Here is a 26,262-nt window from a genome sequence, read left to right on the forward strand (position 1 = left end):
TTACTCAATAAAGATTATTGTGACAAAAAAATTGCAAATAATCTCCTCCTGCATAAAATGCCTTCAAAAATTATTTGCAATTTAATTATATTGATAATAAGAAAACTCTCGTATATAAAATCTAAGCAATAAACTAATTATTATTTTCATTGCTCCATTTATTTTTATACCACTTTGGAATATATATTTATTTCTCCCGACTTTGTCATGAATTCACTCATTAGCGGTACTATTCTTTGAAAATGTTCAGATGACATATGTTTTTCTAAAACCTTTTTATCTTGCCATTCTTCTATCATAGTTAATATGGTTTTATCTTTTTCATCTTGATACATTTCATATTTTATGCAGCCCTCTTCTTTTACAGTTGTCGCCGCCAATTCTTTTGCTAATTCAATTACATTTTGAATTTTATCTTCTTTAACATAATGTTTTGCTACTACTTTTATCATAATTGATCATCCTTCACTTAATTATATTATTTCCAATTTTCATAATGAACTTTCTTATCATTAAATCTATCCTCAAACGAATTACTTTGACTGCCATCAGGATATCCAACTATAATTAAAGCAAACGGTTTGATATGTTCAGGTAAACTAAAAAGATTCTTTATATACTTCATATTTTCTTCAGCTGTTGCTACTCCTAGCCAAACTGCTCCAAGATCCAAATAAGCTGCTTCTAACAATAAGTTTTCTACGGAAGCCCCCATATCTTGCTGCCAAGCTGAAGGAACCCTATAATTATCACTATTAGCTAAGGCAACTATGGCTAATGGAGCACTTCCGGCCATTTTCGAATATGGACTCATCCCTGACAATTTATTTAAAGTATCTTTATTTTCAACAACAATGAATTCCCAAGGTTGTTGATTAGCTGCTGAAGGTGCTTGCATAGCAGCTCTTAATAATTTTTCTATTTTTTCCTTTTCAATCGGCTGATCTTTATATTTTCTAATACTTCTCCTATTAAAAATTGTTTCCATTGGTAATACCTCCCTAATTTAGTTGTACATACAACAACATTAATATTTTATATTCAATTTTTAGATTTTATGAAGATCTACTAATAATTTAATTCATAAACTCATAGCTATAACATCTTCATACCACCTAAAACTTAAAAACAGATTATTTTTTCTCCATCTTATCACATGCTGAATTTATTACTGTAATAAGCTTTTTGTACTCTTCTTCTCCAATAGCTTCTAAATATCTTGAATGAAGATTCCCCCATGCAATATTTATATCTGGTTGAAGGTCTTTTCCCTTAGCCGTTAAATATATAAAAGATTTCTTTCCTTCATTTTGCCTTCTTAAAAGGCCTTTATTTTCGAGCTTATCTATAAATCTAGTTATTGTTGATGGTGCAATGCAGAGAACTTCTCCTAATTCCTTTTGAGTTATTCCTTCTTTTTTGCCAACAACACTAATTAAGTAAATATATGCTGGTGAAAGTCCTGTTATTCTAAATTCCTCATCTGCTATTTTCCCTATAACTCTAGCTAATTTATTAGATGAAAAATATAAGCAATCACACAATAATTCATTTATATCTAACATTATTATATTTTCCTTTCAAATCGAATTTCTATACATATTATGTTTTATATGAGTATTATAACATTAAATAAGTAAAATTCATGATTTTTTAGTCTATTAAAATCTAATCTAGCGAATTATTGTTTGTACATACAACTATATATTACTTATTAAATTATGTCAACAAATCCCTATGTTTCATTCCTTTACATGAAAATTATTGACAATCATAAAAAATTATACTATCATAAAATATACTAAGTCGGTATACTTTTAAGGAGTAAAATGTATGAATATAAATCAAGAATCTGATTATGCCTTTAGGATAGTGCTTATGCTATCTAAAGAAGGAGTAGACAATAAATTAGATGCAAAATCTTTATCTGAAAAAGGAAATATTCCTCTTAGATTTTTATTAAAATTAACTAGAAAGCTGACTCAAGCTGGAATTGTTAAATCATACAGAGGGGTTAATGGCGGCTATGCTATAATAAAAAACCCAAAGGATATAACCTTGAAAGATGTAGTTGAAGCTATACAAGGTCCTATTATTTTAACAAGATGTGTTTATGACAAAGAAACATGTAGCGCTAATAAAGGCGGTCATTGTTCTATACATAGGTCTTTGTGCGGTATCCAAAATACAATTGTGACTGAATTAGAAAAAGTTAATTTTGATAGTCTAAAAAATGATCCTTGGTAACTTTAAATTTTATAAAAAAATATAAAGGGCGAAAGCCCTTTATATTCGAACAAAAGTATACCTTTTAAGTATAGTTTAATTTTACTTTACCACAAAATATTAAATACAAAGGAGACGATTAGTATGTCAATGTGTACATCAGCAGATTGTAAATTATGCGAATTTTTATCATCAAAAGAAGAAGTTGAAACCTCTTTCAATAGGGTTGAAAAACAAAAAGCTAAATGTAAGTTTGGAAAAACAGGAGTATGCTGTAAACTTTGTTCAAATGGGCCATGTAAGATAACTCCAAGCTCTCCACGAGGAGTTTGTGGTGCTGACGCAGATACCATAGTAGCAAGAAACTTCTTAAGAGCTATTGCTGCTGGTTCAGCCTGCTATCTTCATGTAGTTGAAAACACAGCTAGAAACTTAAAAGACATTGGTGAAGGTAAGGGAAATCTTAAGATAAAGAGCCCAGAAACTTTGGATAAACTTGCAGAAATCTTTGGTATTGTTGAAAAAGACATAAATACAAAAGCCATTAAAGTAGCTAACGAGGTTTTAAATGATTTATATAAGCCTAGATTTGAAAAAATGGAATTAGTTAAAAAGTTAGCTTATGCTCCAAGATATAAAAAATGGGAAGAATTAAACATATTACCTGGTGGTGCTAAATCAGAAGTATTTGATGCTATAGTAAAGACTTCAACAAACTTAAATAGTGATCCAGTAGATATGTTATTTAACGCATTAAATCTTGGAATATCTACTGGAATATATGGTTTAGTACTAACTAACCTTTTAAATGATGTAATGCTTGGTGCTCCAAAAATCAGGCAGGCAAAAGTAGGCTTTAGAGTAATTGATGAAGATTACATAAACATAATGATAACAGGACATCAACATTCTGATATTGCTCATCTTCAAGAGAGATTAATAGATGAAAATATTAAACAGAAAGCAATAGCTGCAGGAGCAAAAGGCTTTAGATTAGTTGGATGTACTTGCGTTGGACAAGATTTGCAGCTACGAGGGGAACATTACACTGAAGTATTCTCAGGACATGCTGGAAATAACTATACAAGTGAGGCTGTACTTGCAACAGGTGCTATAGATTTAATCGTATCTGAATTTAACTGTACAATTCCTGGACTTGAAACTGTGGCTGAAAAGTTTAATGTAAAAACTATTTGTATAGATGATGTTGCTAAAAAGAAGAATGCTGAGTACATAAACTTTAATATGAGTAATGCTGAAGAAATAAGTGAAAAAATTATAATTGAAGCGCTAGAAAGTTATAAAAATAGAAGAAAAACTATAACAATCGATATTCCAAAGGACCATGGTCATGATGATGTTGTTACAGGTGTAAGCGAAGGTTCTTTAAAGGAATTCTTAGGCGGAAATTGGAACGGACTTATTGATTTAATTGTAAAAGGAAAAATTAAGGGTATTGCAGGTGTTGTTGGCTGCTCTAATTTAACAGCCAAAGGTCACGATGTGTTTACTGTAGAACTTACCAAGGAATTAATAAAAAGAGATATCTTAGTTTTATCTGCTGGATGCTCTTCAGGAGGCCTTGAAAATGTTGGTCTTATGTCACCTGGTGCAGCTGAACTTGCTGGAGATAATTTAAAAGAAGTATGTAAGACTCTTGGAATTCCGCCAGTATTAAACTTCGGCCCATGTCTTGCTATTGGAAGATTAGAAATGGTAGCAACTGAACTTGCTGAAACCTTAAATATTGATATACCTCAGCTTCCATTAGTATTATCAGCACCACAATGGCTTGAAGAACAAGCATTAGCTGACGCATCCTTTGGATTAACACTTGGTTTACCATTACATGTTGCAATCTCTCCATTCATTGATGGAAGTGAAGTTGTTACTAAAGTCTTAAAAGAGGATTTAGTTAATATAACAGGTGGTAAGCTCATAGTTGAAGAAGATGTAGTTAAAGCTGCTGATGAGCTAGAAAAAATTATTGAAGATAGACGAGTTAAGATGAATATCTAAGTAATATTAAAACACCTAAATAGTGCACAAATTCTGCATTACTTAGGTGTTTTATTTACCTTAATGATTTTAATATTTCATTAAGGCAAGACTAATTCCAACTACTATTTTATGCCTTCAAACGCATATTTTATTAAATTTTTTATAAACATTTCATTAACTTCATCGCCTGTAATCAATAATCTATAAAATAATGCTCCAAAAATTAAATCCATAGTTAATTCTATATCTAAATCCTTATTTAATTCTCCTCTTAAAATCCCGCGTTCTAAGATATATCTCGAATCGAGTCTACGAGGTTTAAAGTATATTGAGCGATAAGTTTCAGCCAGCTTTTGATCAAATTGGCCTTCTGCTATTATCTCATTAATTACTTTTCCTTCTCGACTAGTTAGAAATTTCGCCAAATTAATCACTTGAATTATCATGTCATTAATAGTTGATCCCGTATCAGGTATTGGAAGCCTCACAACTGCAGCATCAAAAAAAGCATCCATAACAACAGCCGCTTTATTTGCCCACCATTTATAAATAGTAGCCTTACTAACCCCAGCTCTTTCAGCAATCTTTTCAATTGTAACTGCTTCAAAACCAACTTCAAGCAATAGGTCATATGAAGCAGAAAGAATAGCCTGCTTAGTTTTTTCACTACGTGGACGTCCCAATTTTTTTTCCATGTATAATTACCTCCATTGTAATCAATTCATAATAATATACTTAATAAACTATACGTATATTATATATATTCCATTTATCAATTTCCAGCCATAGATTAATAATTTTTAATTTTTATTATCGATAATTATAATTTTTTCAATTTCTAATCATAAATTAAGCAAAAAATTTTATATAAAAACTATTTACAAAACTGAACGTTTAGTATAGTATGTATTTATAAACTATACGTTTAGTTTTTTAAATATGATTTTTATTTTATATATATTGCAATTGATTTTCTACATTTAACATTTAGATATTTACTTAGCAGATAGACATCCTAAATGTAATTTTATTATTGCAACATATATAATGAAAGATTTGAATTATTGAAATATCTGATGGAAATAATAACTATGGCAAATCATACTTAGTACTTGTATTTAATAAAATCTGCAAATTTTAAAAATTTATTTATATTAGGAGGAAAAATCAATGAAAGTTATCGCATTTAATGGAAGCCCAAATAAAGAAGGTAATACTTATCACGGAATAAAATTAGTCACTGATGAACTTAAAAAGCAGGGAATCGAAACAGAAATAATCCATGTAGGGAATAAATCTATTAGAGGATGCATTGCTTGTGGATATTGTACAAAAAATAAAAATGAGAAATGTGCTATTAATACTGATCCTGTTAATGATTGGATTCAAAAGATGAAAGATGCAGATGGAATAATCTTAGGCTCACCAGTACACTATTCAGCAATTGCAGGGACAATGAAATCATTCTTAGATAGAGCTTTTCGTGTAGCAGAGGCTAATAATAGTATGCTAAGACTTAAAGTTGGAGTTGCTGTAGTAGCTGTAAGACGAGCTGGTGGTATTCCAACATTTGATCAATTAAATAATTATATTAACCACTCAGAAATGTTAATCCCTACTTCAAATTATTGGAATGTTATTAATGGAAGATTACCAGGTGAAGTATTGCAGGACGAAGAAGGAATGCAAATAATGAGTATATTAGGAAAAAATATGGCTTGGCTTCTTAAGCTCATAGAAAACGGACAAGGAATTATAGAGAAGCCAGAGAGAGAAGAAAAGATATTCACTAATTTTATACGCTAAATCATTATTTTCATCCATACATTAGAATAGCAATATCTCACATTTAATAAAGTAACCTTTACAGAATTGTTATTCTAATTTCCCTATTCAATTAAAAATGTTATTTTATAAGGAAGTGATTTAAAATGCATCAAGCAAGTAATACAATAATAAAAGATAATAATTCTTCAAGTAATTTAGAAGCTAATCCAACACTTAGCCGTTTGCTCATTTTAATTATGTCCATAGCTTGCGGAGCTACTGTAGCAAATTTATATTATATACAACCTTTACTCGCTGATATAGCTAAAACCTTTAATGTTAATCAATTAAGTATAGGTTTTGCAGCAATGCTCACACAAATAGGCTATGCTGTTGGAATGATATTTATATTACCACTAGGAGATATAAAAGAGAAACGAAAATTAATTATAATAATGCTTTTATGCTCTATAATCTCACTTATGAGTATGTTTTTCTCTTCAAGTATTTTTACATTAGCCTTATCCTCTTTTGCTGTTGGTTTTACTTCTATCATTCCTCAACTTATTATTCCTTTAGCTGCGCAACTCTCAGATCCCAAACAAAGAGGTCAAATAATTGGAATGATTATGAGCGGTTTATTAGTTGGAATATTGATTTCTCGTACAATTAGCGGGATTTTAGGTAGTTACCTTGGTTGGAGATCTGTTTATCTTATTGCCGCAATTATGATGTTTATTCTTATGCTTATTCTAAGAAAATTAATACCCTTATGCAAATCTGTTTCAGATCTTAAGTATACTGAATTATTAAGATCAATGTTATATTTAATAAAAACAGAACCTATTTTAAGAAGAACGTCTATAAATGGTGCTCTTATGTTTTCAGCTTTCAGCGCCTTTTGGACTTCACTTATATTTTTACTTGAAAGTTCTCATTACAATATGGGGGCTGAAGCCGCAGGCCTATTAGGATTAGTTGGAATTAGCGGTGCTCTTGCAGCTCCAATAGTTGGAAAACTAGCTGATAAGAAAGGTCCTAGATTTGCAATAGGTATAAGTATAATTGTAGTTATAATTTCCTATTTATTATTCTTCTTATTTGGGTTTAAAATATGGGGACTTATTCTAGGAGTTATTTTTCTCGATTTAGGAGTACAATCGTGTAATGTCTCAAATCAAGCAATAGTACAAGCCTTAAATGAGAAAACACGTAATAGACTTACAACTATTTATATGGTCAGCTTTTTTCTTGGAGGAGCAGCTGGTTCATTTTTAGGCTCATACAGTTATTCTCATTTCGGATGGTATGGGGTTTGCGTTTTTGGAATGGCAACTCAAATTATAGCAATAATTCTTTTTAAAACTGGTAAAAAATCATTATAAAAATGGAAGTGTTACATTTATAGTACTATAAAGACTCATACTAAATTGGATAGTATGAGTCTTTTAAACTTCAGAATAATTTTTCAGTCTAAATTCTTTAAAATTCTTTAACTATTTCTTGGTATAAACTTTTAAAAGCACTATTTTTTCTCCATATGAAATAAAAATCATGAGTTTTCTGCAAATCTTCAACTTCTATTTTCTTTAATGTTCCATCCTTAAGTTCATCTTTCACCGCAACTTCATATAAAGATGTAATTCCATTATTATTTTTAACTAAATGCTTTATTGCATTAATATTTCCTATTTCTACAACTTTATTGAAATCATTTAGAGTTAGGTTTTGTTTCTCTAAGTTTTTCTCAAAAATATCTCGTGTACCTGATCCTTTTTCTCTTATTATCAAGGTCTCTTGAAGTAAATCCTCCAATACACATGGCTGCTTCTTTAATCTATAATCTTTTCCTGCAACACAAATATACTTTTCCCTTGAATATACAGCAAAATCATATTCATTTTTTACAAAATATCCTTCTACTAATGCAAAATCAATTTCACCCTGTTCTAATTTATTAAGAAGTTCTTCTGTGTTCTCTACAATCATAGTCATTCGCATATTATTATTTCTATTTAAATAATCACTAAGTTTTGATGGTAATATAAATTCTCCAATTGTAAGGGTTGCACCAAATTTAAGACTTCTTATCCCTAGTTTTTCTTGAGTAATCTTTTCTTTTAAATATTGTTCATCGTGTTTCATTGTAGCTACAGTTTCATAAAATATTTTTCCCGATTTAGTAAGGCTTATCTTTTTACCTTCATATTCAAAAAACTTTGTATCATAGCTCTTTTCTAAATACTTAATATGTTGAGATACCGCTGGCTGCGTAATGCATAATGCTTCTGCTGCCTTAGTAAAATTCATGTATTTGCATACAGCTAAAAATGTATCTATTCTGAAATCTAACATACGTACCACCTCTTTAATTAACTATAACATATTTTTATCATTATATAAAAATAAATAATTTTTAATTATGATTGTTCCCTGCTAATATACTATTTAGAAGTACAAATTAAGAAAAGGGGAATCATTATGAATTTTATAAAAAATAATTATCAAGGTTTATTACTTTCATTTTTAATTGGTATCGTTGCTTGGTTTCTTGGAGAAAAGTTCTCAATAATAGGTGGCCCAGTATTTGGTATCTTATTAGGTTTAATAATCGCACTTTTTCCACGTAACAACTCTTTTGATGCTGGGATTAAATTTACCTCAAAAAAAATATTACAATATGCCATAGTTTTGCTTGGCTTCGGAATGAATCTCTTCCAGATATTTAAAGTGGGCAGTCAATCATTGCTAATTATAGTTTCAACAATTTCAACCTCACTAATTGTTTCTTATCTAGTAAGTAAACTAATGAAAATCCCATCAAATGTATCTATATTAGTAGGCGTAGGATCTTCCATCTGTGGTGGCTCAGCCGTTGCTGCTACTGCTCCAGTTATAGATGCTCATGATGAAGATATTGCAAAATCAATTTCTGTTATTTTCTTATTTAATGTAATTGCTGCATTCTTATTTCCAATGCTAGGTAACCTATTAGGTTTTAATGACATAGGATTTGGAATGTGGGCTGGAACTGCTATAAATGATACTTCTTCGGTAGTTGCTGCTGGTCAAACATGGGCAAGTGCTCATGGAAGTGATGTAGCTCTAAACTATGCCACAATTGTTAAACTTACACGAACTCTTGCTATAATTCCAATTACATTAGGGCTTGCATTATATCGATCTAAAAAGCATTCATCAACTACACTCAGCCTATCAAAGATATTTCCATGGTTTATTTTATTCTTCTTATTAGCCGCTATTATAAGCACAGCATTTAACATGGATGCAAGTATTACAAAACCTCTAACTGAAGCAGGTAAGTTCTTTATTACAATGGCTATGGGTGCAATCGGCTTAAATACTCACATCGTCAAACTTGTTAAAACTGGTGGAAAACCAATTATTATGGGACTTTGTTGTTGGATAAGCATTGCATTTGTTAGCCTTCTTATACAACATATCTTACATATCTGGTAACATAAGAACAAAAATTAGATACAGGTATTAAAGAAATAACAGAACTTTCAGATGCGTATAATAAGGCGAACCACCCTCATTTGAGTTTGATCCGCCTCAATTATTAACTTATTATTTATATGAATTAATTATTTTACTACTACAGAAACCCCATCAGGTATGACTACAACCTTTACATTTTCACCCTTTAACTCGTATGCTCTCTTTAAGGCTTCTTCAATAGTTTGTGCACATTCCATATGCATGTTTTTAATTATTTCAGGATCACACATATCAGTTACCATGATTACTTTATTTTTGCTTAATATTCTTGCTAAAATTTGAAATTCCCATTGATCTGGCTTCGTTTTATCTTTAGAAACTTGAAGAACTTTATTAAGTACTTCCGCTGGACTTTTAGCCTCTGCCATATTTTTATAAAATGACTCTCCGCCATGCCCATCATTGCAGGCTGCTACCATTATTATTACTGAATCTTCCTTGCAACAAGCTTCTGCTGCTGTCATTCCTTTAACTGATTGATAAATATTCTGATCAAGAGGATATCCACCATTAGAACTGATTACTATATCTCCTTTAACGCTATTAATGCTTGAAAGTTCTGAAACAAATTTACATCCTTCTTCATGTGCAAATTTACTATGTCCACTAACAGCGTGTATGATCTTTTTGTCTTTATCTATAACAACATTTAATATGAATGCTAATCCCGCCTTTTCGGCTGCAAAAATCATATCCTCATGTATAGGATTCTTACCTAATATTCCTGTTCTTGCATGGCCACTTCCTATAAATTCAGAATTATGATTCCACATTATTGTACCAGCACTTGCAATTCCAGGAAGAATGCTTTTTCTTCCTCCAGAAAATCCTGCGAAGAAATGTGGTTCTATAAAACCTTCAGATATTAAAAGTTCTGCATCAGCAGCTAACTTATTTATCCATAGCTCTCCTCCGGATGGAAGAATTCCCACAAAAGCTTGATCCTCTTTTCTTTGAGAATAATGATTGATTACTTGTTCATTATTTACAATTTCTTCTCCAAACTTATCTATCATTTCTTCTCTGGTAGTAGGTCTATGAAATCCTGTAGCAATAAGAATCTTTATGTCTATATCCGGATTTACCCTTCTAATTCTTCTAAGAAGTATTGGTAAAGTTATTTTGCTTGGAACAGGTCTAGTATGATCACTTGTTATAATAACCATGTTCTTTTTTCCTTGTACCAATTCCTCTAATCGTTTACTTTCAATAGGATTATCCAATGCTTTTTCAACAATTTCTTCTTGAGTAAGCTCTGATTTATAATTGTGTGCCTTAGATTCAAGCACCGCTTCAAGATTATCGTCCGGAATATTCGCTTCTAAGAATCTTTTGTTATACGGTATTTTTATTGTTGCCATAATATCTCCCCTTTTCTAATACTTTAGCCTCTTTATAAAAATAACCATCACTTAAAGAATTATTGCATAATTAATTTAAAATACTACATTCTTATTAATAAATATATTTTTTAGCTGTTGCAATCCATGTAGTTTATAATATAGTAGCAATACTTTGGAATAAAGTTATTTTTATTACACTCAAGCAATTTGGTCTGACCAATTTTCCTTGTTAAAATAATATTATCACAATTACCAAAATATTGCTACATTACAATGGGAGACTATATTTCTAATTTTATCTTTAGATATTAAACTTAAAATTTATTAAAATGAAGTTTTTCATATAGTAAAGTATCTTCTTCATAAGGCTTTTTTTCTTCTCCAGGGTAGCCAATAGCTAACATACATTCAACACTATATTGCTCAGGTATCTCCATCACTTTTCTAATATATTCCTCTGCTGACTCTTGTTCTATACGGAATCTTTTTCTTACTTGTATCCAACATGAACCTAAACCTAAGTCATGTGCTGTCAATTGCATAAAAGTTGATGCTATAGAAGCATCTTCAACCCATACGTCACTTGCACCCTTATCAGCTATAACTATAATTGCCAAAGGTGCATATGCTAAATAACTTGGACCTGGTTCCCTACACAAAGAAAGTTTTTTAAGCAATTCAGCATCAGTGACAGCAATAAACTGCAATGGCTTTCTCGACATGGATGATGGAGCTAGTAGAGCGCTTTTAAGAATTATATCTATTTTTTCCTTTTCTACTTCCTTATTTTCAAATTTTCTAATGCTTCTTCTGGTTTTTAACTTATCAAATAACATTAATTATTCCTCCTAATTTTATATATTTGTAATTAATTTTAATATAAATTTTACAATTAGTTTTATGCATTTTATATCTTGTTATTTACTTAACCTATAGACCTTACAAATGTAATTCTATTATTGCAATATATATATAATGCATATTCTTACTACTATTATTTATAGGTTACACTTTAAGTATTTCATAAAAACTTTAACAAAATACCTATTAGTTCTGGTCATATTGTTTATTCAATCACCTCTTCTAAACCTTCATCAAACCACATAAAAACAATGAAACCGAAATAATCCTATTTTTTAATATGTTCGTTGCCCCATTTACTCATAAGTTCAAGAATTGGTATTAATGTCATTCCCTCTTCAGTTAATGAATATTCAACTCTAGGTGGAACTTCATTATATTGTTCTCTATGAATTAAATTACTGATTTCAAGTTCTTTTAGTTGTGCACTTAATGTCTTATGAGCAATAGGCTCTAAACTATCCCTCAATTTATTATATCTTATTATCTTAGCTTTATATATTTTCCATAATATAATCCACTTCCACTTTCCCTCAACTACAGACATTGTATATCGCATTCCACATGTTCCATACTTATCCTCAAAACTATTCATAAATCTCTCCTTTACTTACCTTTGGGTTAGAATATAACAAATAAGTGCATACTTACTTATTTTTTTATTATCATATATAATTCATAACATAAAGTCAATTAAGCATGTAGATGGAGGTAATAGTTAATGAAAGTAATAGCAATTAACGGAAGTCCAAGAAAAAATAAAAATACAGCTACTCTTCTTACCAAAGCACTTGAAGGAGCATCTTCATTTGGTGCTGAAACAGAGCTTATTCACCTTTATGATCAGAATTATAAAGGTTGTGTAAGTTGTTTTGCTTGTAAATTGAAAGATGGTAAAAGTTATGGAAAATGCGCCTTAAAGGATGATTTAACACCTATTCTTGAAAAAGTTTCGAGTGCTGATGCAATTATTTTAGGCTCTCCAATATACTTACATTCGGTTACTAGTGCAATGAGATCTTTTTTAGAAAGACTAGTATTTCAATATTTAGTCTATGATGAAAATCATGCAAGCCTTTTTCAAAGAAAAATACCAGCTGGATTCATTTATACAATGAATGTAACCAATGAGCAATTTAAAGCTGACTATGAGGCTGATCTAAAATCTCTTCAAGCATATATAGAAAAAACCTTTGGATCTTTTGAATCCCTAGTTGTAAATGACACATACCAATTTAATGATTATTCAAAATATGTTGCCACACTATTTGATGAAAAGAAAAAGAGAAAGGTTAGAGAAGAACAATTCCCAAAAGACTGTCAAAATGCATTTGATATGGGAGTACGATTTGTTGAACAATCGAAATAGTTTTGTTGGTTTGAACCTAAATTTATTAAATGTAATTATGAGTGAATAGAAAAAGCCTGAGAAATTTTTATAAGTTTTCAGACTTTTTATCTTATTGGGAATATACTATTGTCTCTTCTCAATATATTACACATATTTTAATGCTAAATTATCCAATTCTGTTTTTAATTTCGAATTATTAAATTTAGCCGCAATTGGAGAAAATATCTCTATAGTTTCTTTTGCTTTTTCTTTCCATCTTTGTGATTCCATGAATTCTATTGTCCTCATATTATGGAGACGATCTGCTAATTTTATCATAATGACATGGTCATCAAACTCTTCTTTATTTTTTATCTTTGAATATTTCTCATTAAAATTAGTTACATCACTTATTATCTTTGCAACTTTTACTGAGAAATTTTCTTCTACTTCCTTTAACGTTACTCCAGTTTTTTCTTCAATTATATCATGTAATAAACCTGCTATAATTGTTTCTTCATCTGCCTCCATTTCTGCTAATATAATAGCAACGTTAATGGGATGTGTGACATAATCTTCTCCGGACTTTCTCTTTTGCCCTTTATGAGCCAAGCAAGCTAAATCATATGCCTTTTCCAACATTTTAAAATCATCAAATATCTTATTATTTTGAATACTTTCAATTAAATGTCCGTACAATTCCTTTGGTTCTTTATAATTCTCAGTTCCTTTCAAAAATATATTAGCATTTTCATAAATTTTATCATAATCCATATAACAATTACCTCCTTCAAATAATCTTTGAATATAAATAGCATGAATAAACCCAGGAGAAAAGCCATATTTTTTCCGAAAAGCTTTTGTAAATCCACTATGAGTTTGATATCCGTACTCAATAGCTACATCAAGTATTTTTTTACCTAGCATAATATCTTCTGTAGCTCTAAAAATTCTTCTCTCCTTTACATACTCCATAAGAGATACACCCATTTGTTCCCTAAATATCCTTGAAAAATGATATATTGAATATCCCATTTTTTTAGAAATGGATTCTACTGTTAATTCTTCTTTTATATTATCTTCAATATATTGAATACATAAAAGTATGATATCATCATATCTCAAAGCTCTCACTCCTTAATTCCACGTGGTAATTATACTATAAATCTATTTTTCATTTATTGCTGTTCCATTTTTGCTATCCTAATAAATTTAAATTATTATATCATATGCACATCTTTATATTCACAGGATTTATTATCAACTTTCTTCTAGAAACAAAATAGGAAGGAGAACCTCATCCAGTTCTATCTGGATTTGGTTCTCCTCCATTACTTAGGTAACTTATTAAGTTATCATTACTAAAGGGAAACTCGACTCACATTCGTTCGCTGAGTAAGTTCGAATGACGAAATGTAAAATTTCAATTCTTACTTATGATATGGTTCACCGTATCAGCGGTAAGTGATAATAGTTTTACTACCTGACAAATACTCATTATGGTATTAGAGGTAAAAGTAAATTTGTAGTCTGTATTATTTCCTTTGCATAGCTTAATAGTGTCATATAATTTTTAATATCATCAATAGCTATATAAATATCATATAAAAACAATATCCCTGCTACAATTTGACTTATTAATATTATTCTACTTGAATATTCAGAAAAAGATTTATCAGAATATGCCAGTTTCTTTATCAACTCATATATTGGTTTAATGAAAATAACTACCATAGATTCTATTAATCCAAAAGCCAACTCCATTAATGAAGTTCTTATGTATTCCTTTAGCTTTTTTATTATCTCATTAATTTTCTCAATTGCTTCTTTTTCTTGTGAGTTTTCATATTTAAGTATAATTTCTTTTGTTTCCGTAAATGTGTCATTTCTAGCTAAAGATACATAGACTGTTCCACATATATGGAATATAGTTACTCCTACTATAATAACTATCATTATGTACCAACTGATTCTATTAGTCTCCATTTCACACCTCCAATCTCGATAATAAAAATATTACTTATACTAATTAAATTTTTACTACATCTATTGTATTTTAGGTGTTACATAATCTATAAATTGTTGTACATTATTGCAAAGTTCAATTGCTGTTGGTATATTAGTAATTGCCATCTTCAATCCATTTACACAAGACTTAACAAGCCCTTTTTTAGGTTCATTACTTTGCAATTCACTTTGTATAGTTTCTACACTTTCTTGAATTATTTCTCTTTCATCATTTGGAATACTACTATCATCTAGCAATTTACTAATTTCCTTCACTAAACTAATTAATTCCTCCGAATTTGTACCTATATTTTGTGTTGCATTAAGTGTTGATGAATCCCTCGATATATTAACTTGTCCTCCATTATTAGTAATCATATATTTTACCTCCTCATCATAACCCATTTCTATTCCTATTTTAGTCAAATAATCTGCAATATGATTTATGAAAATCAATGACACTCTATTATTAAAACTTTTTATAATCTCATCAAATGTTTTTGAACGTGTATCATAAGCTCTAGCTATTCCTGACATATCGAAATTATTGTCTACAATATATTTAAATATATTATATATTGTAAAAATTTCTTCTTTAAAAGTATCTCCTAGGTCAAATATATATCTCCCATAGCCTTTAGATACTTCTTTAATTTCTGACTCAATATCAAACTCACCTCTATTACACGAATTAATATACTCATATATTATTGGAGTCTTATCAAGGCTCAACACTAAAAACTGTGCTTGACATAAAATAATTATAAAATTAAATGAAAAATGCATTCAAATTCCTGTATTCTATAAGTGACTAATCCAATAGAATTGAAGGAGTTTAAATGCAATTACAGGATATCACTAATATATTAAATTTACAAGGAATAAATGTTATCAATTTTATCTATGGTTTTGAAGATAGAATTTGTATTGAAATCCAACCTACAGAATATACTCAACCTTGTCCGTGCTGTAAGAGTTTTAAAATAATAAGACGAGGCTCATCTGGAATTAGAAGAGTAAGGCATCTTCCTATATTTCAAAACGAGGTAATATTAAAGGTTCCTAAAATAAGAATGTCCTGTAAGGATTGTAATGCCTCTTTTTCATGGCAATATTCATTCCTGACTGGAAAGAGTCGTTATACTAATGAATTTCAAGAGTTTATTGCAACTAAAGTACCAGGAGCAACGGTTATTCACTGTGCTAGAACATTGAAAATACCATATTCTACAGTTGAAAGAATATATAAAAATTATATTGACTATGTTGTTCCACAATTGCAAGCAAAAGTTATATTAGAAAGTTCTAACACTAACAAGCTTATACTTGGAATGGATGATTTTGCTATAAGGAAAGGACATAGTTATAATACTGGAATTCATGACCTTCGTAACGGAACATTACTTGAAATAATTCCAGGAAGAAAACTTGAAGAGCTTAGAAGTCATAAGACTGTAAATCCAGAACTTTTTGAGCTCCGACCTTTTGCTATAGTAATGGATTTGGCTCCATATTATCACACATTTGCAAAAGAAGTATACCCAGATGCTATACGTATTGCGGATAGGTTTCATGTTAATAGCTATGCTATGGAAGCTCTTAGAGGCGTAAGAAAACGCATAAGTTGTGATTTAACTCCTGCGGCACGGACAGTATTGAAAAGAAATAAATCAGTACTTGAAAAACGGAATGAATATCTTACATCAAAAGAGGTTGAGATGCTCCAGCAGTTGTTGTCATTATCACCTGACCTAAAAGCAGTATATGAGTGGAAAGAGGAACTTATTGAGTGGTATGACTGTTGTTCAAGTGTTATACAGGCAACAAATGTATTTGATAAATGGTGTAAAAAAGGACATTCACTAAATATACCTGAGGTAGAACGTGCTTTGGTTACTTTTGAAAACTGGAGACAAGAAATAATTAACTATCATCATTGTAGATATACCAATGCCGCTGTTGAAGGTAGAAACGGTAAAATTAAAGCAATTCAACGCAGACACTATTTTACAAGGAATAAAGACTACTACAAAGGAAGAATTTTATTAGAATGTAATAACCATTTCTTGACAGCTTAAGCTGTCAAGAACATATTTTGATGTTGAGCCCTTATCAATATAATCTATGAACTTTTTAAGTACAGAATTAGCTTCAACATATGGAACTCTAAGTAATCTATTTGCTATGCAATTAAAGTCATAACTAATTATTTTTAATTCTTTTTTATTTAAATTCATCATATCTCACCCCACAATATGGACAACAACTACCGCACATTTTAATTAACGGCTTAATTTTTGCCTCTTTTTTACAACATCTATATTTCTCTACTTCTAATGCCTCAATTCCTGCAACTATAGGATTTTCCGGTTCTCTCGAAGGCTTTTTGTCTGCTTTAAACGAAATACTGCTTCCTTTAAAATTTCTTTCCCATTTTTTTAATTCATCAAAAATCATATCCATTGCAACATTTTTTCCCATTTTTAATGCAAGTTCAATTACATCATCTGTTAAATAATTTTCACCTTTTAGCCCACAACATGGGCACCATATTTCAATTACATCTTCTGTTTCCATTTCATTAGGTCTTAACTTGAAAAATTCTCCACAAAAAGGACACTTTAATAAAGCAAAACCATCATTATCAGTTGGAATAGATATTTCCATATGTATATCACTCATATTACACCTTCTTATCTCAGTCTATAAATACCATAAATTTATAATGACTTTTTTAATCAAAATATTTTCGCCTATCATACTTTTATGTTAAGTCATATTATTCTTCTTATAATACTTCTATATCTTTTATATAGCTTATCCCCATGTTAATTACTTTTTTATTATCAAGTAAAAGATATATAATATCATCCTCTTCTTCATCTTTACCTAACTCTATAAATGATAATTTCCCAATAAATATTTTATCTTTATTGTCAGTAATCTTAATACTCTCTCCTTTTATTATATATCGTTACCAAATTATGCCATAATAGTCTTGTTGAGTTTATATGCAAATTTTTATATTCACAGGATTTATCATCAACTTTCTTCTTGAAACAAAATAAGAAGGAGAACCTCCTCCATTACTTAAGTACATTATTAAGTCGTAATTGATGTTAAGTTCTATTGATTCTATATTTCTAGTTTTGTTTATAGTGATTTTAGAGACTAGCATATGCAGTAGCCTCTTTTGCTGTTCCCTTGTAGGCAATTCTATCAACATTTTATCGAAGCTTGACAATTCTCTTACAAATTCATATGAAACCTCTTGTACACTGTCAAATATGATATTATTTTTTAGGTTGTCTACTTTCTGTTGGAACATTTCTTCCCTAGATTATATAACACTTCTAATCAACTCTACAACTTGGACTTTTACCAAACAAGCCCAGACAATTTTTTTAGCAATCTTCTCCATTCTCTACCATTCCAATTATACTTGCCATCAGCAGCTTTACCACTTATAAGTGAAATACTCCACTGATGCTTTAGGTCATATTCATCAAATAACTTCTGTTCTTCTTTACTATATTCTATACCATTATATGACTTGTTACGGAGTCGTTTAATTTCATCAAGATGTTCTCTATTAGGAAAATATTCATAATACTTCCATACAAGTCCATTAGTATAAAGAACTTTTTCAAACCAAAAGAGATGACCTTTCAATTGCATAATATCTTCCTTATTTTTTAAATTTTTGCCAACATACTTAACTTCAATCGCACCCAAGACTTTTTCCTTGCATGGTTTATTCACTACAAAATCCTCAGATAGTATCACAAAATCAGGAAACGAGCATGTACCATAAAAAACCTTCATATTCTCTTTTTTTGTTTTATTGTCAACATCCCTTAATGAAAGTTTTTTAATACTTTTTCTTTCTCGCATTACATTAGCAATAACTGAATACAAATCTTGCTCAAAACTATAATTTTGCTTTTCAATTAACTCTATCTCGCGTCCATAATCTTTGAAATTCATGATTAATTCCTCCCATGCAGCTTTACCACAATTTCATGTTTATTGAAATCCACAAATAATGAGTCATCTGTCCTCCAAGTTCTGATTTGTGCATTTCATTTATTATAAATTTTCTTCATAAATTCGATAAATTGTAATTAACAAAGCAATTTCAATAATCTTTATCTTTTAATAACTGTAATACATCCCTCTTCATCTACCTTTATTGGAATGGAGTAATATCCACAGTCAACACATCTTTCTGCGCGTATACAATGTTCCTCTAATCTTTTTACTATTTCCTCAGCAGTACGTGCATTTGAATCTAAATTAGTTTCTAAGCAGTGAATAGCAGTAGACTGAACTGGTTTTAATGAAGGAAATATAACAACATTAGTTTCTTCATCAATTTGATAATTATATATTCCTTTTAATAATTCTCGTAAGTCATTATGACTCATTTTATTATTGATAATTCTAATTTTATAAGTTGGAAATTTTATTACTATTTCTTGGTCAAGCGGGTAAAAATCAGGGAACCTTAATTGCACCTCATCACATTTTATTTCATCATTCAAGTTTTCAAAGAAATTTTTTGCTTGTTGAAATTCTTTTTCTAATTCTTCAAAATTATTAATCTGTAGTCTTTCATCAAATTCTTTGTTACTCAACATATAAAGCACCTATTCCTCTCAACAATAATTTATTAATATAGTAATTATAGCACACTTATGAACATAATTTTACAATTTATCCTTATTTTCATACGTAAATCTTTATATTAACAGAATTTACATCAGCCTTCTTCTAGAAAGAAAATAAGAAAGAGAACCGCCTCCATCTGGGTTTGGTTCTCCTCCATTGCTTAGATACATTATTAAATTATAATTTATACTAATCTCTATTAGTTCAATTTCTCTAGCTTTGGTTATAGTTTTTGTGGAAATTAACATAAATCATGTTATTTTGTTTAATATTCAATTACATCTTTGATATCAATGTGCTGAACTAAAATACTAATCTTCTTTATAGCCAATTATTTTCACCTTACTATTTTTAATATCAACTATACCGTTTGTAACTTCTCTGTCTATATCCGTTGGTATATATACTGTAATTTCGTCTAAAGGTTGCAATACTAAAGCTTCTACATACCATCCCTCCTTTATAGTAATTTTTTCATTTTTTTCTTCTTTCATACATAACTCTATATTGAATTCTTCTATCTTCATTCTGTATCTTTTATTATTAATTAAATTAATTTTAAATATTATATTTGTAGAAGATTTATTTTTAATTACGGTTATACCGAATATCTTACCCTTTATATCATCTAATTCATTAGCTTGATTTTTTACAAGTTCAATGAATTTCTCCTTGTTTCTATGCCAAGCTTCCTTATTGTCTTTATTTTTTTTACCTAAAAACTCCTCAATATGGTCTTTCAATGTTTCTAATTTAATTCCTACATTTTTATCATTAAGGTCAATTGCAGCTTGAGTAGCATTTATTACACCCTCTATATTATTATAGCTATATGGTGGAATTATAATAGGAATATACTTATTTGCCACACTTACCCACGCAGCACCTGTTTCTGCAAGGCATATTTTACTCTGGTAAAATTCTCGTGATATCATAAATATAACCATAAGTTCATTATTATTAAATTCTTGATTTATCCTTTGAAAACAATCTTGTAAAAAGTCAACGCCAGTTTCTTCATAAGAACTATAATATATCTCATCATTCGTTATACCCATTGCTTTTAAAAGTTCTACGAATTCATCTGTTATATTCCTATTTTTAGAACTATGACTTATAAATAGTTTTTTTTTCTTATGAACAAGAGTTTTTTTTGATATTCCTATATTAGCCGTTTGTTCTACTGCTAATTCATCATGTCCATGGACTGTAAATACTTTACTCTTATCTACAATAGATTTACTATTTCCCAAATAATTTTCTAAATTAATTGACATTCTATTTTTATTTAACCAATACTTAAGTTTTTCTTTTGTTGAAATAGCAATTATCTTACTATCTCCTATATTTTCAAATCCATATAATAATTCGCTTCTTTTATTAGAACTAGAAATAGAATCATACTCGATTATAAACTTTTCTCCAATAATCTCTATACTTTTTATTTTTATAAAATAAAAATCAAGATGTTTGTAATTTATAACATAATAACCTATACCATACATAGGCTTTCCATTTAACTTTTTCCATTTATCAAATATTTCATTATATGTATCTTCATAATAATGAGTTATAGTATAGTATGTTCCAGTATTTTTTGACCAATCAGCTCTCTTAATATCCATTGTTCCAAATAAAATAATATCTTCTTCCATACCTAAACCTCTCTTTACATTTTTAGTATATTATATCATGACTACATTATTAAGTTTAGATACAAATCTTTATATTCACAGGATCTATCATTAACTTTCTTCTGGAAACAAAATAAGAAGGAGAACCTCCTCCAGTTTCATCTGGATTTGGTTCTCCTCCATTACTTAGGTAACTTATTAAGTTATCATTTATATTAAGCTCTATTGATTCTATATCTCTAGTCTTGTTTATGGTTATTCTTGAAATCAGCATGTGCAGTAGTCTCTTTTGTTGTTCTCTTGATGGCAACTCTGATAGCATCTTACTGACGCTTGACAGTATCTCTCTTACAAACTCATACGAAACCTCCTGTACCCCATCATCTAGGATGTTGCTTTTTAGGTTATTTACCTCCTGTTCGAGCATTTCTTCTCTAGATGATATTTCTGACATTCTATCTGAGAAGTCTTTTTTAGTTATTATGTCCTCTTCATAGGCTTCAAACACCTTTTTCTTCTTAGCTTCTAGTTTATCCAATTCCTTCAAAATCTTTTCTAGTTCGTCTTTTGAAGGGTCTATCATTGCTTTTCTAGTTGAATTTATGTTTACAACTATATCTTTGATTAACTTATCATTATTTAGTAGTTCTGATAGCTTACCAAACACATACTCATTAGCTTTATCAACATTGATTGAATTACTATGGCAGACCGCAGTTCCTTTATTCTTCCAAGCACCACAACAGTAGTACTCTATCCTATGTCTTGTCCCATCTTTTCTTGCTTTAGAACTTCTAGAAATCACCATTCCTTCTCCACATACTGGACACCTTAGTATACCTGTTAGTGGAAATTCTCCGTCATATATTCTAGATGGCTTACCTTTGTTTGTTTCTATTTGCTTCTGAACTTTATCCCAAAGCTCTTGGCCTATTATAGGCTTATGAATTCCATCTACTATTAATGGATTAGAATTCTTATTTCTTCTTCTCTTTTCACTCCAATTAGGTCTTACATTATATCTAATCTTTCCTATATATATGGGATTCATTAGTATATCTTTTATTGAACCTACTGAAAATGGTTTGCCCTTTTTAGTTGTATGCCCAAACTTATTTATATAGGTAGTTATAGCCTTATAACCATTACCTTGTGAATACATAGTAAAAATAATTCTTACAACTTCCGCTTCTTTCTCATTGATTATGAGCTCTGTATCTCTTCTTTTCTTGTTGGTTGAATTTTCTCTTTCCTTTACATCATATCCAAAAACAATTCCTCCATTCCATCTGCCTTCCCTAGCTCTAGCCATCATTCCCATCTTTACGTTTTGAGCTATTGTTCCTCTCTCAAATTCACCTATTAATGCCATCATCTGAAATTGCATTTTTCCCGATGGTGTAGTGGTATCAAATGGCTCTGTTGCTGACTTAAACGTAATATTACACTCTTCGAATAAATCTACAATATTTAATACATCTTTAAGACTTCTACTTATACGATTCATTTTCCATACTAGAACACTATCAAATTTCCCCTCTTCTGCATCCTTTAATAGTTCTTTTAATGCAGGTCTATTTTTTATATTCTTTCCGCTTATCCCCTCATCCGCATACACCTTATATATGGTATCTCCATGCTTAATACATTCATCACTGAGAATACGTTTTTGCTCTCCAATACTGTAACCTTCTTCTGCCTGCTCTGGTGTACTAACTCTACAATATAGTGCTACTATTTTGGACATCTTTCCTCCACATCCTTACTATCAAATTTCTTGATACTAGCTTTAAGGATGATTTCAGATATCACCTCAATTATTTCATTTATAGTTGCCTCTTCCCTTTTGTTTTCCATCTTTATTCATCCTTTCTAGTATCCAAATTTATAATATATATTTGATAAATATTTATGATTCATTTGTTGAATATTTGTCTAGTATGGAGTCTTGGAATTTTCTGTGTTCCAAGACTCATCTAGTTGCATTACATATATTCTATTTCTAATGGTTCACTTCCAAGGTAGAATAGGCTTATTACCTCATATTCATGTATTTCAAATACATTTAGTGCTCTTGTTACTAGATTTATATTAGCTTCAACACATGAGCTTAGTTCTGATATAGTATTTATATGAACATGATTCTCATAGATTATTTTGAGTTCTACCGAGCTTTCATTTATGTTTATAGATACATCTACATTCTCATTTTTCATCAAATTGCTAATGTATCTTAGTGCTTTAGTATCTTCCAAACATTCCTTAGAAACTTTTATTCTAAGACCATAGTTCATTGCTTCATCTTTACTATTGGAATTACCTCTTCCTTGTAGAAATTCAATGCTAGACTTTATGTTATCACCTTCAAATTTATCATTTACATCTATTCCAAAGTTACACATTACACAAAACTCCTTACCACTTAGGTTTATTTTTATCGTCTTGGAGGTTTTATTCCTCCAAGATTTGTTATTGGCATTATTTGATTTTTACTATTATTACTGGTGAATCTTCGCTAGCAGTATATTGTATGTCACCAAAAGTCATTGATGTTCTGTTAGAAAAATCTAACTCAAATGCTTCTGCAATTTCTGTTACCAGAGGTGTTGAGTATACAATTGCTTTTCCGTTGCTATCTTTCACATTAAAGTCATTCTCATTGTTAGGTAGATTAGCTCCAATTATTACACTTGTATCAGTGAAGGCAAATTGTAATGTGCTTGACTTTCCAAGATGCTCATATCCTTGTTTTGCAATTGTAGCTCTATTGCCTGTTTGAGCTTTTATTACTGAGAAACCACCCTTATTAGAAGTTGCTCTTATGATATTTTTAGCCGAACATGGAGTTGCATTCCTTACTATTTCAGTTACATTGGTTTCGTCTTTTATTGCAATTTCTTCTGTATTTTCCGCTGTAGTTACTTCTAGAACTTGTCCTTCTGTTTCTATTAGTTCTGCTTGTACAGTTGATTCTTCCATGTTTGCCACTTCCTCATTCATATTATTTTCTGGTTGTATTCTTCTTTTTACTGACATATTACTTCATCCTTTCGATTTTGCTTTCATAGTTTCTTAGAAGTTCCCCGTATGCCCCTTTTGTTTTTCAAATTCCCCTTTGCTTAGTCCTTATATTGTATAGCGTTGCCCCGCCTTCCCCTATTTCCCCTAACCAACAGGATTTGGATAACTATTTACAACATATTCTCTTAATTCTTCTCTAGATATCTTTAAGATGTATACTGTATCACGCTTACTCTTTGAATTTACAGTTACACGATTTGTATTTTTACCAACCTCAGTTATCAAATAGCCCTTTTCTTTCCATTCTTTAATAACGACTTTAACATCCTCATAGTTTAATTCTCTCAATTGCTTCTCCATTACATTTTTAATCACTGCTACCTTATAGAAGGTTACTTCTGATTCAATCTTGCCCCAACAATCTCTAGGTGTAAAAGCACTATCTTTGATCTTGAACTTGCTTACGTTTTGATTTATTAGTTGTATAACATCTGTGAAAGCTTTTTCTCCAATATCCCTATCTTCAATGCTTTCAATTTCATTATTCACTAGAAACCTCAATACTGCTTCTAAGTCAATATCCAATCCTAAAGCTTCATTAGCTATTTCTCCACCAGTCATAATGATTGCAAATTTATTTGCAACTCTATTCTTAAATGGATTATCAGGTATTACTTCTAAACATTTAGCTTTCCAATAATCCCATTTATCATCTATTATGCTAAAGCCTTGATTGAAGATATATTTGATAAACTCAACTCCTGCATACCCATAATTTTCACCTATTACAGCTCTTATGTTTTCCGCATTCTTAGCCGATTTAGTCCATTCAACACCTTCAAAAGTAAAAGCTCTAACTCGTAAGCCACCATTATTGTTAGCTCTCTCAAAAATTGATTGCTCACCTGTTGAAATTATTGTAGTTGCCCATTTAACTGTCTTTCTTTGAACTATATCTTTTTTAAGACGATATTTATCTTCTCCGCCAGCTATTGTATATATTTCTCCAGACATATCCATATTCTTTATCATTGAAAATTCATCAAAAACTAGAGGTATTCCAAAATTTCCTCCTAAAGAATTTATTATGGCATTGCTTGTCCCATTCCACGTTCTGAACAATCCTCTATCTTTAGTGTCTGGAATACCAAAAGGTGACACTGCTGCTTTGCTTACTGTTGTCTTACCAGATGTGCTTTTTCCTGCTATATGAAATATCAATGTATCTGTATGTTTATTTATACTATACAAATACCCTACTATCGGAGCTGAGAATCCTATACACATCATTGCTTCAAGAGGTGTATTTCCTTTTATTTCAGTGTGATACATATTGGTCCATGCTTCAAGAGTCCCACTACAGGATAAATTGAATGTTGGATCATCTAAGTTATTAATAGCTTTAATATTAGGATTATTTGTAACTAATTCATTTAGCCTAAATTCTAAGCTTCGGCTACTATCAAAATGCCACCCCACATTGTTGTAAATGTATTCATGCCCAACTAACTTCAATTGTTTTAGCAAATGTCTTCCTAGAAATTTTTCATCTTCTGGTGGTATGTCTACGCCATATTTCAATAATTCTGGTAACTTATTTGCTCTAAGCATTTCCATAGTAACGTTTATAGTATTGTATGTACCTTGATATTTATAGAGAAGACTTATATATGCTTCCTTAGTATCTATATTTGCAATAGTTTTTTCAATGACAATAGGTTCACACATTTTTACATCTTGGACTTTGCCATCTACATTCATTGGCCAATACAATCCGTTGTCATTTAAAGTAAATTTTCCAAATTTGTATTCTTTTCCGCTCATTAACGATTGTGAATTTATTACTAGTACTCCCATATCTCCTTTGTCTCCTCACATT

The 26,262-nt window shown here is 30.1% G+C and carries 29 protein-coding genes; 7 read left to right on the top strand and 22 right to left on the bottom strand.

Annotation, left to right across the window (positions count from 1 at the left end):
• Nucleotides 1–164 precede the first annotated feature (164 nt).
• The 3 genes from CDLVIII_RS00740 to CDLVIII_RS00750 form a co-directional block, all read right to left on the bottom strand.
• Nucleotides 165–452 (bottom strand): putative quinol monooxygenase, encoded by a 288-nt coding sequence (locus CDLVIII_RS00740; protein ID WP_009167569.1) that lies wholly within the window; start codon nt 450–452, stop codon nt 165–167.
• Between the two features lie 26 nt (nt 453–478).
• Nucleotides 479–988 carry a nitroreductase family protein gene (locus CDLVIII_RS00745; RefSeq protein ID WP_009167570.1) on the bottom strand — a complete coding sequence of 170 codons (510 nt, stop codon included), beginning with the start codon at nt 986–988 and terminating at the stop codon, nt 479–481.
• A gap of 145 nt (nt 989–1,133) precedes the next feature.
• Nucleotides 1,134–1,565: a MarR family transcriptional regulator gene (locus CDLVIII_RS00750; RefSeq protein ID WP_009167571.1), complete on the bottom strand. Its 432-nt coding sequence runs from the start codon at nt 1,563–1,565 to the stop codon at nt 1,134–1,136.
• 268 nt (nt 1,566–1,833) lie between these two features.
• Between CDLVIII_RS00750 and CDLVIII_RS00755 the strand changes: the two genes are divergently transcribed.
• On the top strand, nt 1,834–2,247 hold the full coding sequence (locus tag CDLVIII_RS00755; RefSeq protein ID WP_009167572.1) for an Rrf2 family transcriptional regulator: 414 nt from the start codon (nt 1,834–1,836) through the stop codon (nt 2,245–2,247).
• Between the two features lie 123 nt (nt 2,248–2,370).
• Nucleotides 2,371–4,245, top strand: coding sequence for an anaerobic carbon-monoxide dehydrogenase catalytic subunit (gene cooS / locus CDLVIII_RS00760; protein WP_009167573.1), 1,875 nt, complete (start codon nt 2,371–2,373; stop codon nt 4,243–4,245).
• Nucleotides 4,246–4,349: 104 nt separating this feature from the next.
• On the opposite strand, the gene CDLVIII_RS00765 is transcribed toward cooS, so the two are convergent.
• Nucleotides 4,350–4,922: a TetR/AcrR family transcriptional regulator gene (locus tag CDLVIII_RS00765; RefSeq protein WP_009167574.1), complete on the bottom strand. Its 573-nt coding sequence runs from the start codon at nt 4,920–4,922 to the stop codon at nt 4,350–4,352.
• A 475-nt stretch (nt 4,923–5,397) separates the two neighbouring features.
• Here CDLVIII_RS00765 and CDLVIII_RS00770 point away from each other — a divergent pair, with 475 nt between their 5' ends.
• Nucleotides 5,398–6,033, top strand: a complete 636-nt coding sequence (locus CDLVIII_RS00770) for a flavodoxin family protein (RefSeq protein ID WP_009167575.1) — start codon at nt 5,398–5,400, stop codon at nt 6,031–6,033.
• Between the two features lie 125 nt (nt 6,034–6,158).
• Complete coding sequence (locus CDLVIII_RS00775; RefSeq protein WP_009167576.1) at nt 6,159–7,379, top strand: MFS transporter; 1,221 nt, start codon at nt 6,159–6,161, stop codon at nt 7,377–7,379.
• A 97-nt stretch (nt 7,380–7,476) separates the two neighbouring features.
• Here the strand turns inward: CDLVIII_RS00775 and CDLVIII_RS00780 are convergent, their stop codons facing one another.
• A complete protein-coding gene (locus CDLVIII_RS00780) occupies nt 7,477–8,349 on the bottom strand; it encodes a LysR family transcriptional regulator (protein WP_009167577.1) in 873 nt (290 codons plus the stop codon).
• A gap of 126 nt (nt 8,350–8,475) precedes the next feature.
• On the opposite strand from CDLVIII_RS00780, the gene CDLVIII_RS00785 reads away from it, so the two are divergent.
• Nucleotides 8,476–9,474 carry a YeiH family protein gene (locus CDLVIII_RS00785; protein WP_009167578.1) on the top strand — a complete coding sequence of 333 codons (999 nt, stop codon included), beginning with the start codon at nt 8,476–8,478 and terminating at the stop codon, nt 9,472–9,474.
• A 128-nt stretch (nt 9,475–9,602) separates the two neighbouring features.
• Here the strand turns inward: CDLVIII_RS00785 and larA are convergent, their stop codons facing one another.
• From larA to CDLVIII_RS00800, 3 genes are all read right to left on the bottom strand, one after another.
• Nucleotides 9,603–10,877, bottom strand: coding sequence for a nickel-dependent lactate racemase (larA, locus tag CDLVIII_RS00790; RefSeq protein WP_009167579.1), 1,275 nt, complete (start codon nt 10,875–10,877; stop codon nt 9,603–9,605).
• 296 nt (nt 10,878–11,173) lie between these two features.
• Entirely contained in the window at nt 11,174–11,695 is a 522-nt protein-coding gene (locus CDLVIII_RS00795) for a nitroreductase family protein (protein ID WP_009167580.1), read from the bottom strand.
• 293 nt (nt 11,696–11,988) lie between these two features.
• Nucleotides 11,989–12,315 carry a helix-turn-helix domain-containing protein gene (locus tag CDLVIII_RS00800; RefSeq protein ID WP_009167581.1) on the bottom strand — a complete coding sequence of 109 codons (327 nt, stop codon included), beginning with the start codon at nt 12,313–12,315 and terminating at the stop codon, nt 11,989–11,991.
• A gap of 126 nt (nt 12,316–12,441) precedes the next feature.
• Here CDLVIII_RS00800 and CDLVIII_RS00805 point away from each other — a divergent pair, with 126 nt between their 5' ends.
• Nucleotides 12,442–13,089: a flavodoxin family protein gene (locus tag CDLVIII_RS00805; protein WP_009167582.1), complete on the top strand. Its 648-nt coding sequence runs from the start codon at nt 12,442–12,444 to the stop codon at nt 13,087–13,089.
• A 126-nt stretch (nt 13,090–13,215) separates the two neighbouring features.
• Here CDLVIII_RS00805 and CDLVIII_RS00810 read toward each other — a convergent pair whose 3' ends face one another.
• From CDLVIII_RS00810 to CDLVIII_RS00820, 3 genes are all read right to left on the bottom strand, one after another.
• Nucleotides 13,216–14,184, bottom strand: a complete 969-nt coding sequence (locus CDLVIII_RS00810; protein ID WP_242835811.1) for an AraC family transcriptional regulator — start codon at nt 14,182–14,184, stop codon at nt 13,216–13,218.
• A 363-nt stretch (nt 14,185–14,547) separates the two neighbouring features.
• Nucleotides 14,548–15,036 (bottom strand): hypothetical protein, encoded by a 489-nt coding sequence (locus CDLVIII_RS00815; protein WP_009167584.1) that lies wholly within the window; start codon nt 15,034–15,036, stop codon nt 14,548–14,550.
• Between the two features lie 60 nt (nt 15,037–15,096).
• Nucleotides 15,097–15,843, bottom strand: coding sequence for a hypothetical protein (locus CDLVIII_RS00820; RefSeq protein WP_009167585.1), 747 nt, complete (start codon nt 15,841–15,843; stop codon nt 15,097–15,099).
• 53 nt (nt 15,844–15,896) lie between these two features.
• Between CDLVIII_RS00820 and CDLVIII_RS00825 the strand changes: the two genes are divergently transcribed.
• On the top strand, nt 15,897–17,135 hold the full coding sequence (locus CDLVIII_RS00825) for an ISL3 family transposase (RefSeq protein ID WP_009167586.1): 1,239 nt from the start codon (nt 15,897–15,899) through the stop codon (nt 17,133–17,135).
• Here CDLVIII_RS00825 and CDLVIII_RS00830 read toward each other — a convergent pair.
• The 11 genes from CDLVIII_RS00830 to CDLVIII_RS00875 form a co-directional block, all read right to left on the bottom strand.
• Complete coding sequence (locus CDLVIII_RS00830; protein ID WP_144005354.1) at nt 17,103–17,297, bottom strand: hypothetical protein; 195 nt, start codon at nt 17,295–17,297, stop codon at nt 17,103–17,105. The genes CDLVIII_RS00825 and CDLVIII_RS00830 overlap by 33 nt on opposite strands.
• Nucleotides 17,281–17,739, bottom strand: coding sequence for a hypothetical protein (locus CDLVIII_RS00835; protein WP_009167588.1), 459 nt, complete (start codon nt 17,737–17,739; stop codon nt 17,281–17,283). The genes CDLVIII_RS00830 and CDLVIII_RS00835 overlap by 17 nt, the downstream gene beginning before the upstream one ends.
• A 696-nt stretch (nt 17,740–18,435) precedes the next feature.
• Nucleotides 18,436–19,044, bottom strand: coding sequence for a hypothetical protein (locus CDLVIII_RS29130; RefSeq protein ID WP_009167589.1), 609 nt, complete (start codon nt 19,042–19,044; stop codon nt 18,436–18,438).
• A 161-nt stretch (nt 19,045–19,205) separates the two neighbouring features.
• Nucleotides 19,206–19,697 carry a hypothetical protein gene (locus tag CDLVIII_RS00850; RefSeq protein ID WP_035301614.1) on the bottom strand — a complete coding sequence of 164 codons (492 nt, stop codon included), beginning with the start codon at nt 19,695–19,697 and terminating at the stop codon, nt 19,206–19,208.
• A 117-nt stretch (nt 19,698–19,814) separates the two neighbouring features.
• Nucleotides 19,815–19,976, bottom strand: a complete 162-nt coding sequence (locus tag CDLVIII_RS30995; RefSeq protein ID WP_186005615.1) for a hypothetical protein — start codon at nt 19,974–19,976, stop codon at nt 19,815–19,817.
• Nucleotides 19,977–20,039: 63 nt separating this feature from the next.
• Nucleotides 20,040–21,383 carry a TIR domain-containing protein gene (locus CDLVIII_RS29140; RefSeq protein ID WP_009167591.1) on the bottom strand — a complete coding sequence of 448 codons (1,344 nt, stop codon included), beginning with the start codon at nt 21,381–21,383 and terminating at the stop codon, nt 20,040–20,042.
• Between the two features lie 55 nt (nt 21,384–21,438).
• Nucleotides 21,439–23,109: a recombinase family protein gene (locus tag CDLVIII_RS00860; protein WP_009167592.1), complete on the bottom strand. Its 1,671-nt coding sequence runs from the start codon at nt 23,107–23,109 to the stop codon at nt 21,439–21,441.
• Nucleotides 23,097–23,219, bottom strand: a complete 123-nt coding sequence (locus CDLVIII_RS32425) for a hypothetical protein (RefSeq protein WP_009167593.1) — start codon at nt 23,217–23,219, stop codon at nt 23,097–23,099. Before CDLVIII_RS32425 ends, CDLVIII_RS00860 begins: the two co-directional genes overlap by 13 nt.
• A gap of 128 nt (nt 23,220–23,347) precedes the next feature.
• Nucleotides 23,348–23,764 (bottom strand): hypothetical protein, encoded by a 417-nt coding sequence (locus CDLVIII_RS00865; protein WP_009167594.1) that lies wholly within the window; start codon nt 23,762–23,764, stop codon nt 23,348–23,350.
• A gap of 76 nt (nt 23,765–23,840) precedes the next feature.
• The gene (locus CDLVIII_RS00870; protein WP_009167595.1) at nt 23,841–24,398 is read right to left on the bottom strand and encodes a hypothetical protein; all 558 of its coding nucleotides are present in this window, start codon (nt 24,396–24,398) and stop codon (nt 23,841–23,843) included.
• Between the two features lie 129 nt (nt 24,399–24,527).
• Nucleotides 24,528–26,240 carry a DUF927 domain-containing protein gene (locus CDLVIII_RS00875; protein WP_009167596.1) on the bottom strand — a complete coding sequence of 571 codons (1,713 nt, stop codon included), beginning with the start codon at nt 26,238–26,240 and terminating at the stop codon, nt 24,528–24,530.
• Nucleotides 26,241–26,262 lie beyond the last annotated feature (22 nt).

It is taken from the genome of Clostridium sp. DL-VIII (assembly GCF_000230835.1).
Taxonomy (GTDB): domain Bacteria; phylum Bacillota; class Clostridia; order Clostridiales; family Clostridiaceae; genus Clostridium.

What these genes read in the sequence shown, in the direction of transcription:
- CDLVIII_RS00740 (WP_009167569.1), bottom strand. Translation starts at nt 452, where the DNA reads ATGATAAAAGTAGTAGCAAAACATTATGTTAAAGAAGATAAAATTCAA.
- CDLVIII_RS00745 (WP_009167570.1), bottom strand. Translation starts at nt 988, where the DNA reads ATGGAAACAATTTTTAATAGGAGAAGTATTAGAAAATATAAAGATCAG.
- CDLVIII_RS00750 (WP_009167571.1), bottom strand. Translation starts at nt 1,565, where the DNA reads ATGTTAGATATAAATGAATTATTGTGTGATTGCTTATATTTTTCATCT.
- CDLVIII_RS00755 (WP_009167572.1), top strand. Translation starts at nt 1,834, where the DNA reads ATGAATATAAATCAAGAATCTGATTATGCCTTTAGGATAGTGCTTATG.
- cooS (WP_009167573.1), top strand. Translation starts at nt 2,371, where the DNA reads ATGTCAATGTGTACATCAGCAGATTGTAAATTATGCGAATTTTTATCA.
- CDLVIII_RS00765 (WP_009167574.1), bottom strand. Translation starts at nt 4,922, where the DNA reads ATGGAAAAAAAATTGGGACGTCCACGTAGTGAAAAAACTAAGCAGGCT.
- CDLVIII_RS00770 (WP_009167575.1), top strand. Translation starts at nt 5,398, where the DNA reads ATGAAAGTTATCGCATTTAATGGAAGCCCAAATAAAGAAGGTAATACT.
- CDLVIII_RS00775 (WP_009167576.1), top strand. Translation starts at nt 6,159, where the DNA reads ATGCATCAAGCAAGTAATACAATAATAAAAGATAATAATTCTTCAAGT.
- CDLVIII_RS00780 (WP_009167577.1), bottom strand. Translation starts at nt 8,349, where the DNA reads ATGTTAGATTTCAGAATAGATACATTTTTAGCTGTATGCAAATACATG.
- CDLVIII_RS00785 (WP_009167578.1), top strand. Translation starts at nt 8,476, where the DNA reads ATGAATTTTATAAAAAATAATTATCAAGGTTTATTACTTTCATTTTTA.
- larA (WP_009167579.1), bottom strand. Translation starts at nt 10,877, where the DNA reads ATGGCAACAATAAAAATACCGTATAACAAAAGATTCTTAGAAGCGAAT.
- CDLVIII_RS00795 (WP_009167580.1), bottom strand. Translation starts at nt 11,695, where the DNA reads ATGTTATTTGATAAGTTAAAAACCAGAAGAAGCATTAGAAAATTTGAA.
- CDLVIII_RS00800 (WP_009167581.1), bottom strand. Translation starts at nt 12,315, where the DNA reads ATGAATAGTTTTGAGGATAAGTATGGAACATGTGGAATGCGATATACA.
- CDLVIII_RS00805 (WP_009167582.1), top strand. Translation starts at nt 12,442, where the DNA reads ATGAAAGTAATAGCAATTAACGGAAGTCCAAGAAAAAATAAAAATACA.
- CDLVIII_RS00815 (WP_009167584.1), bottom strand. Translation starts at nt 15,036, where the DNA reads ATGGAGACTAATAGAATCAGTTGGTACATAATGATAGTTATTATAGTA.
- CDLVIII_RS00820 (WP_009167585.1), bottom strand. Translation starts at nt 15,843, where the DNA reads ATGCATTTTTCATTTAATTTTATAATTATTTTATGTCAAGCACAGTTT.
- CDLVIII_RS00825 (WP_009167586.1), top strand. Translation starts at nt 15,897, where the DNA reads ATGCAATTACAGGATATCACTAATATATTAAATTTACAAGGAATAAAT.
- CDLVIII_RS00830 (WP_144005354.1), bottom strand. Translation starts at nt 17,297, where the DNA reads ATGATGAATTTAAATAAAAAAGAATTAAAAATAATTAGTTATGACTTT.
- CDLVIII_RS00835 (WP_009167588.1), bottom strand. Translation starts at nt 17,739, where the DNA reads ATGAGTGATATACATATGGAAATATCTATTCCAACTGATAATGATGGT.
- CDLVIII_RS29130 (WP_009167589.1), bottom strand. Translation starts at nt 19,044, where the DNA reads ATGAATTTCAAAGATTATGGACGCGAGATAGAGTTAATTGAAAAGCAA.
- CDLVIII_RS00850 (WP_035301614.1), bottom strand. Translation starts at nt 19,697, where the DNA reads ATGTTGAGTAACAAAGAATTTGATGAAAGACTACAGATTAATAATTTT.
- CDLVIII_RS30995 (WP_186005615.1), bottom strand. Translation starts at nt 19,976, where the DNA reads ATGTTAATTTCCACAAAAACTATAACCAAAGCTAGAGAAATTGAACTA.
- CDLVIII_RS29140 (WP_009167591.1), bottom strand. Translation starts at nt 21,383, where the DNA reads ATGGAAGAAGATATTATTTTATTTGGAACAATGGATATTAAGAGAGCT.
- CDLVIII_RS00860 (WP_009167592.1), bottom strand. Translation starts at nt 23,109, where the DNA reads ATGTCCAAAATAGTAGCACTATATTGTAGAGTTAGTACACCAGAGCAG.
- CDLVIII_RS32425 (WP_009167593.1), bottom strand. Translation starts at nt 23,219, where the DNA reads ATGGAAAACAAAAGGGAAGAGGCAACTATAAATGAAATAATTGAGGTG.
- CDLVIII_RS00865 (WP_009167594.1), bottom strand. Translation starts at nt 23,764, where the DNA reads ATGTGTAACTTTGGAATAGATGTAAATGATAAATTTGAAGGTGATAAC.
- CDLVIII_RS00870 (WP_009167595.1), bottom strand. Translation starts at nt 24,398, where the DNA reads ATGTCAGTAAAAAGAAGAATACAACCAGAAAATAATATGAATGAGGAA.
- CDLVIII_RS00875 (WP_009167596.1), bottom strand. Translation starts at nt 26,240, where the DNA reads ATGGGAGTACTAGTAATAAATTCACAATCGTTAATGAGCGGAAAAGAA.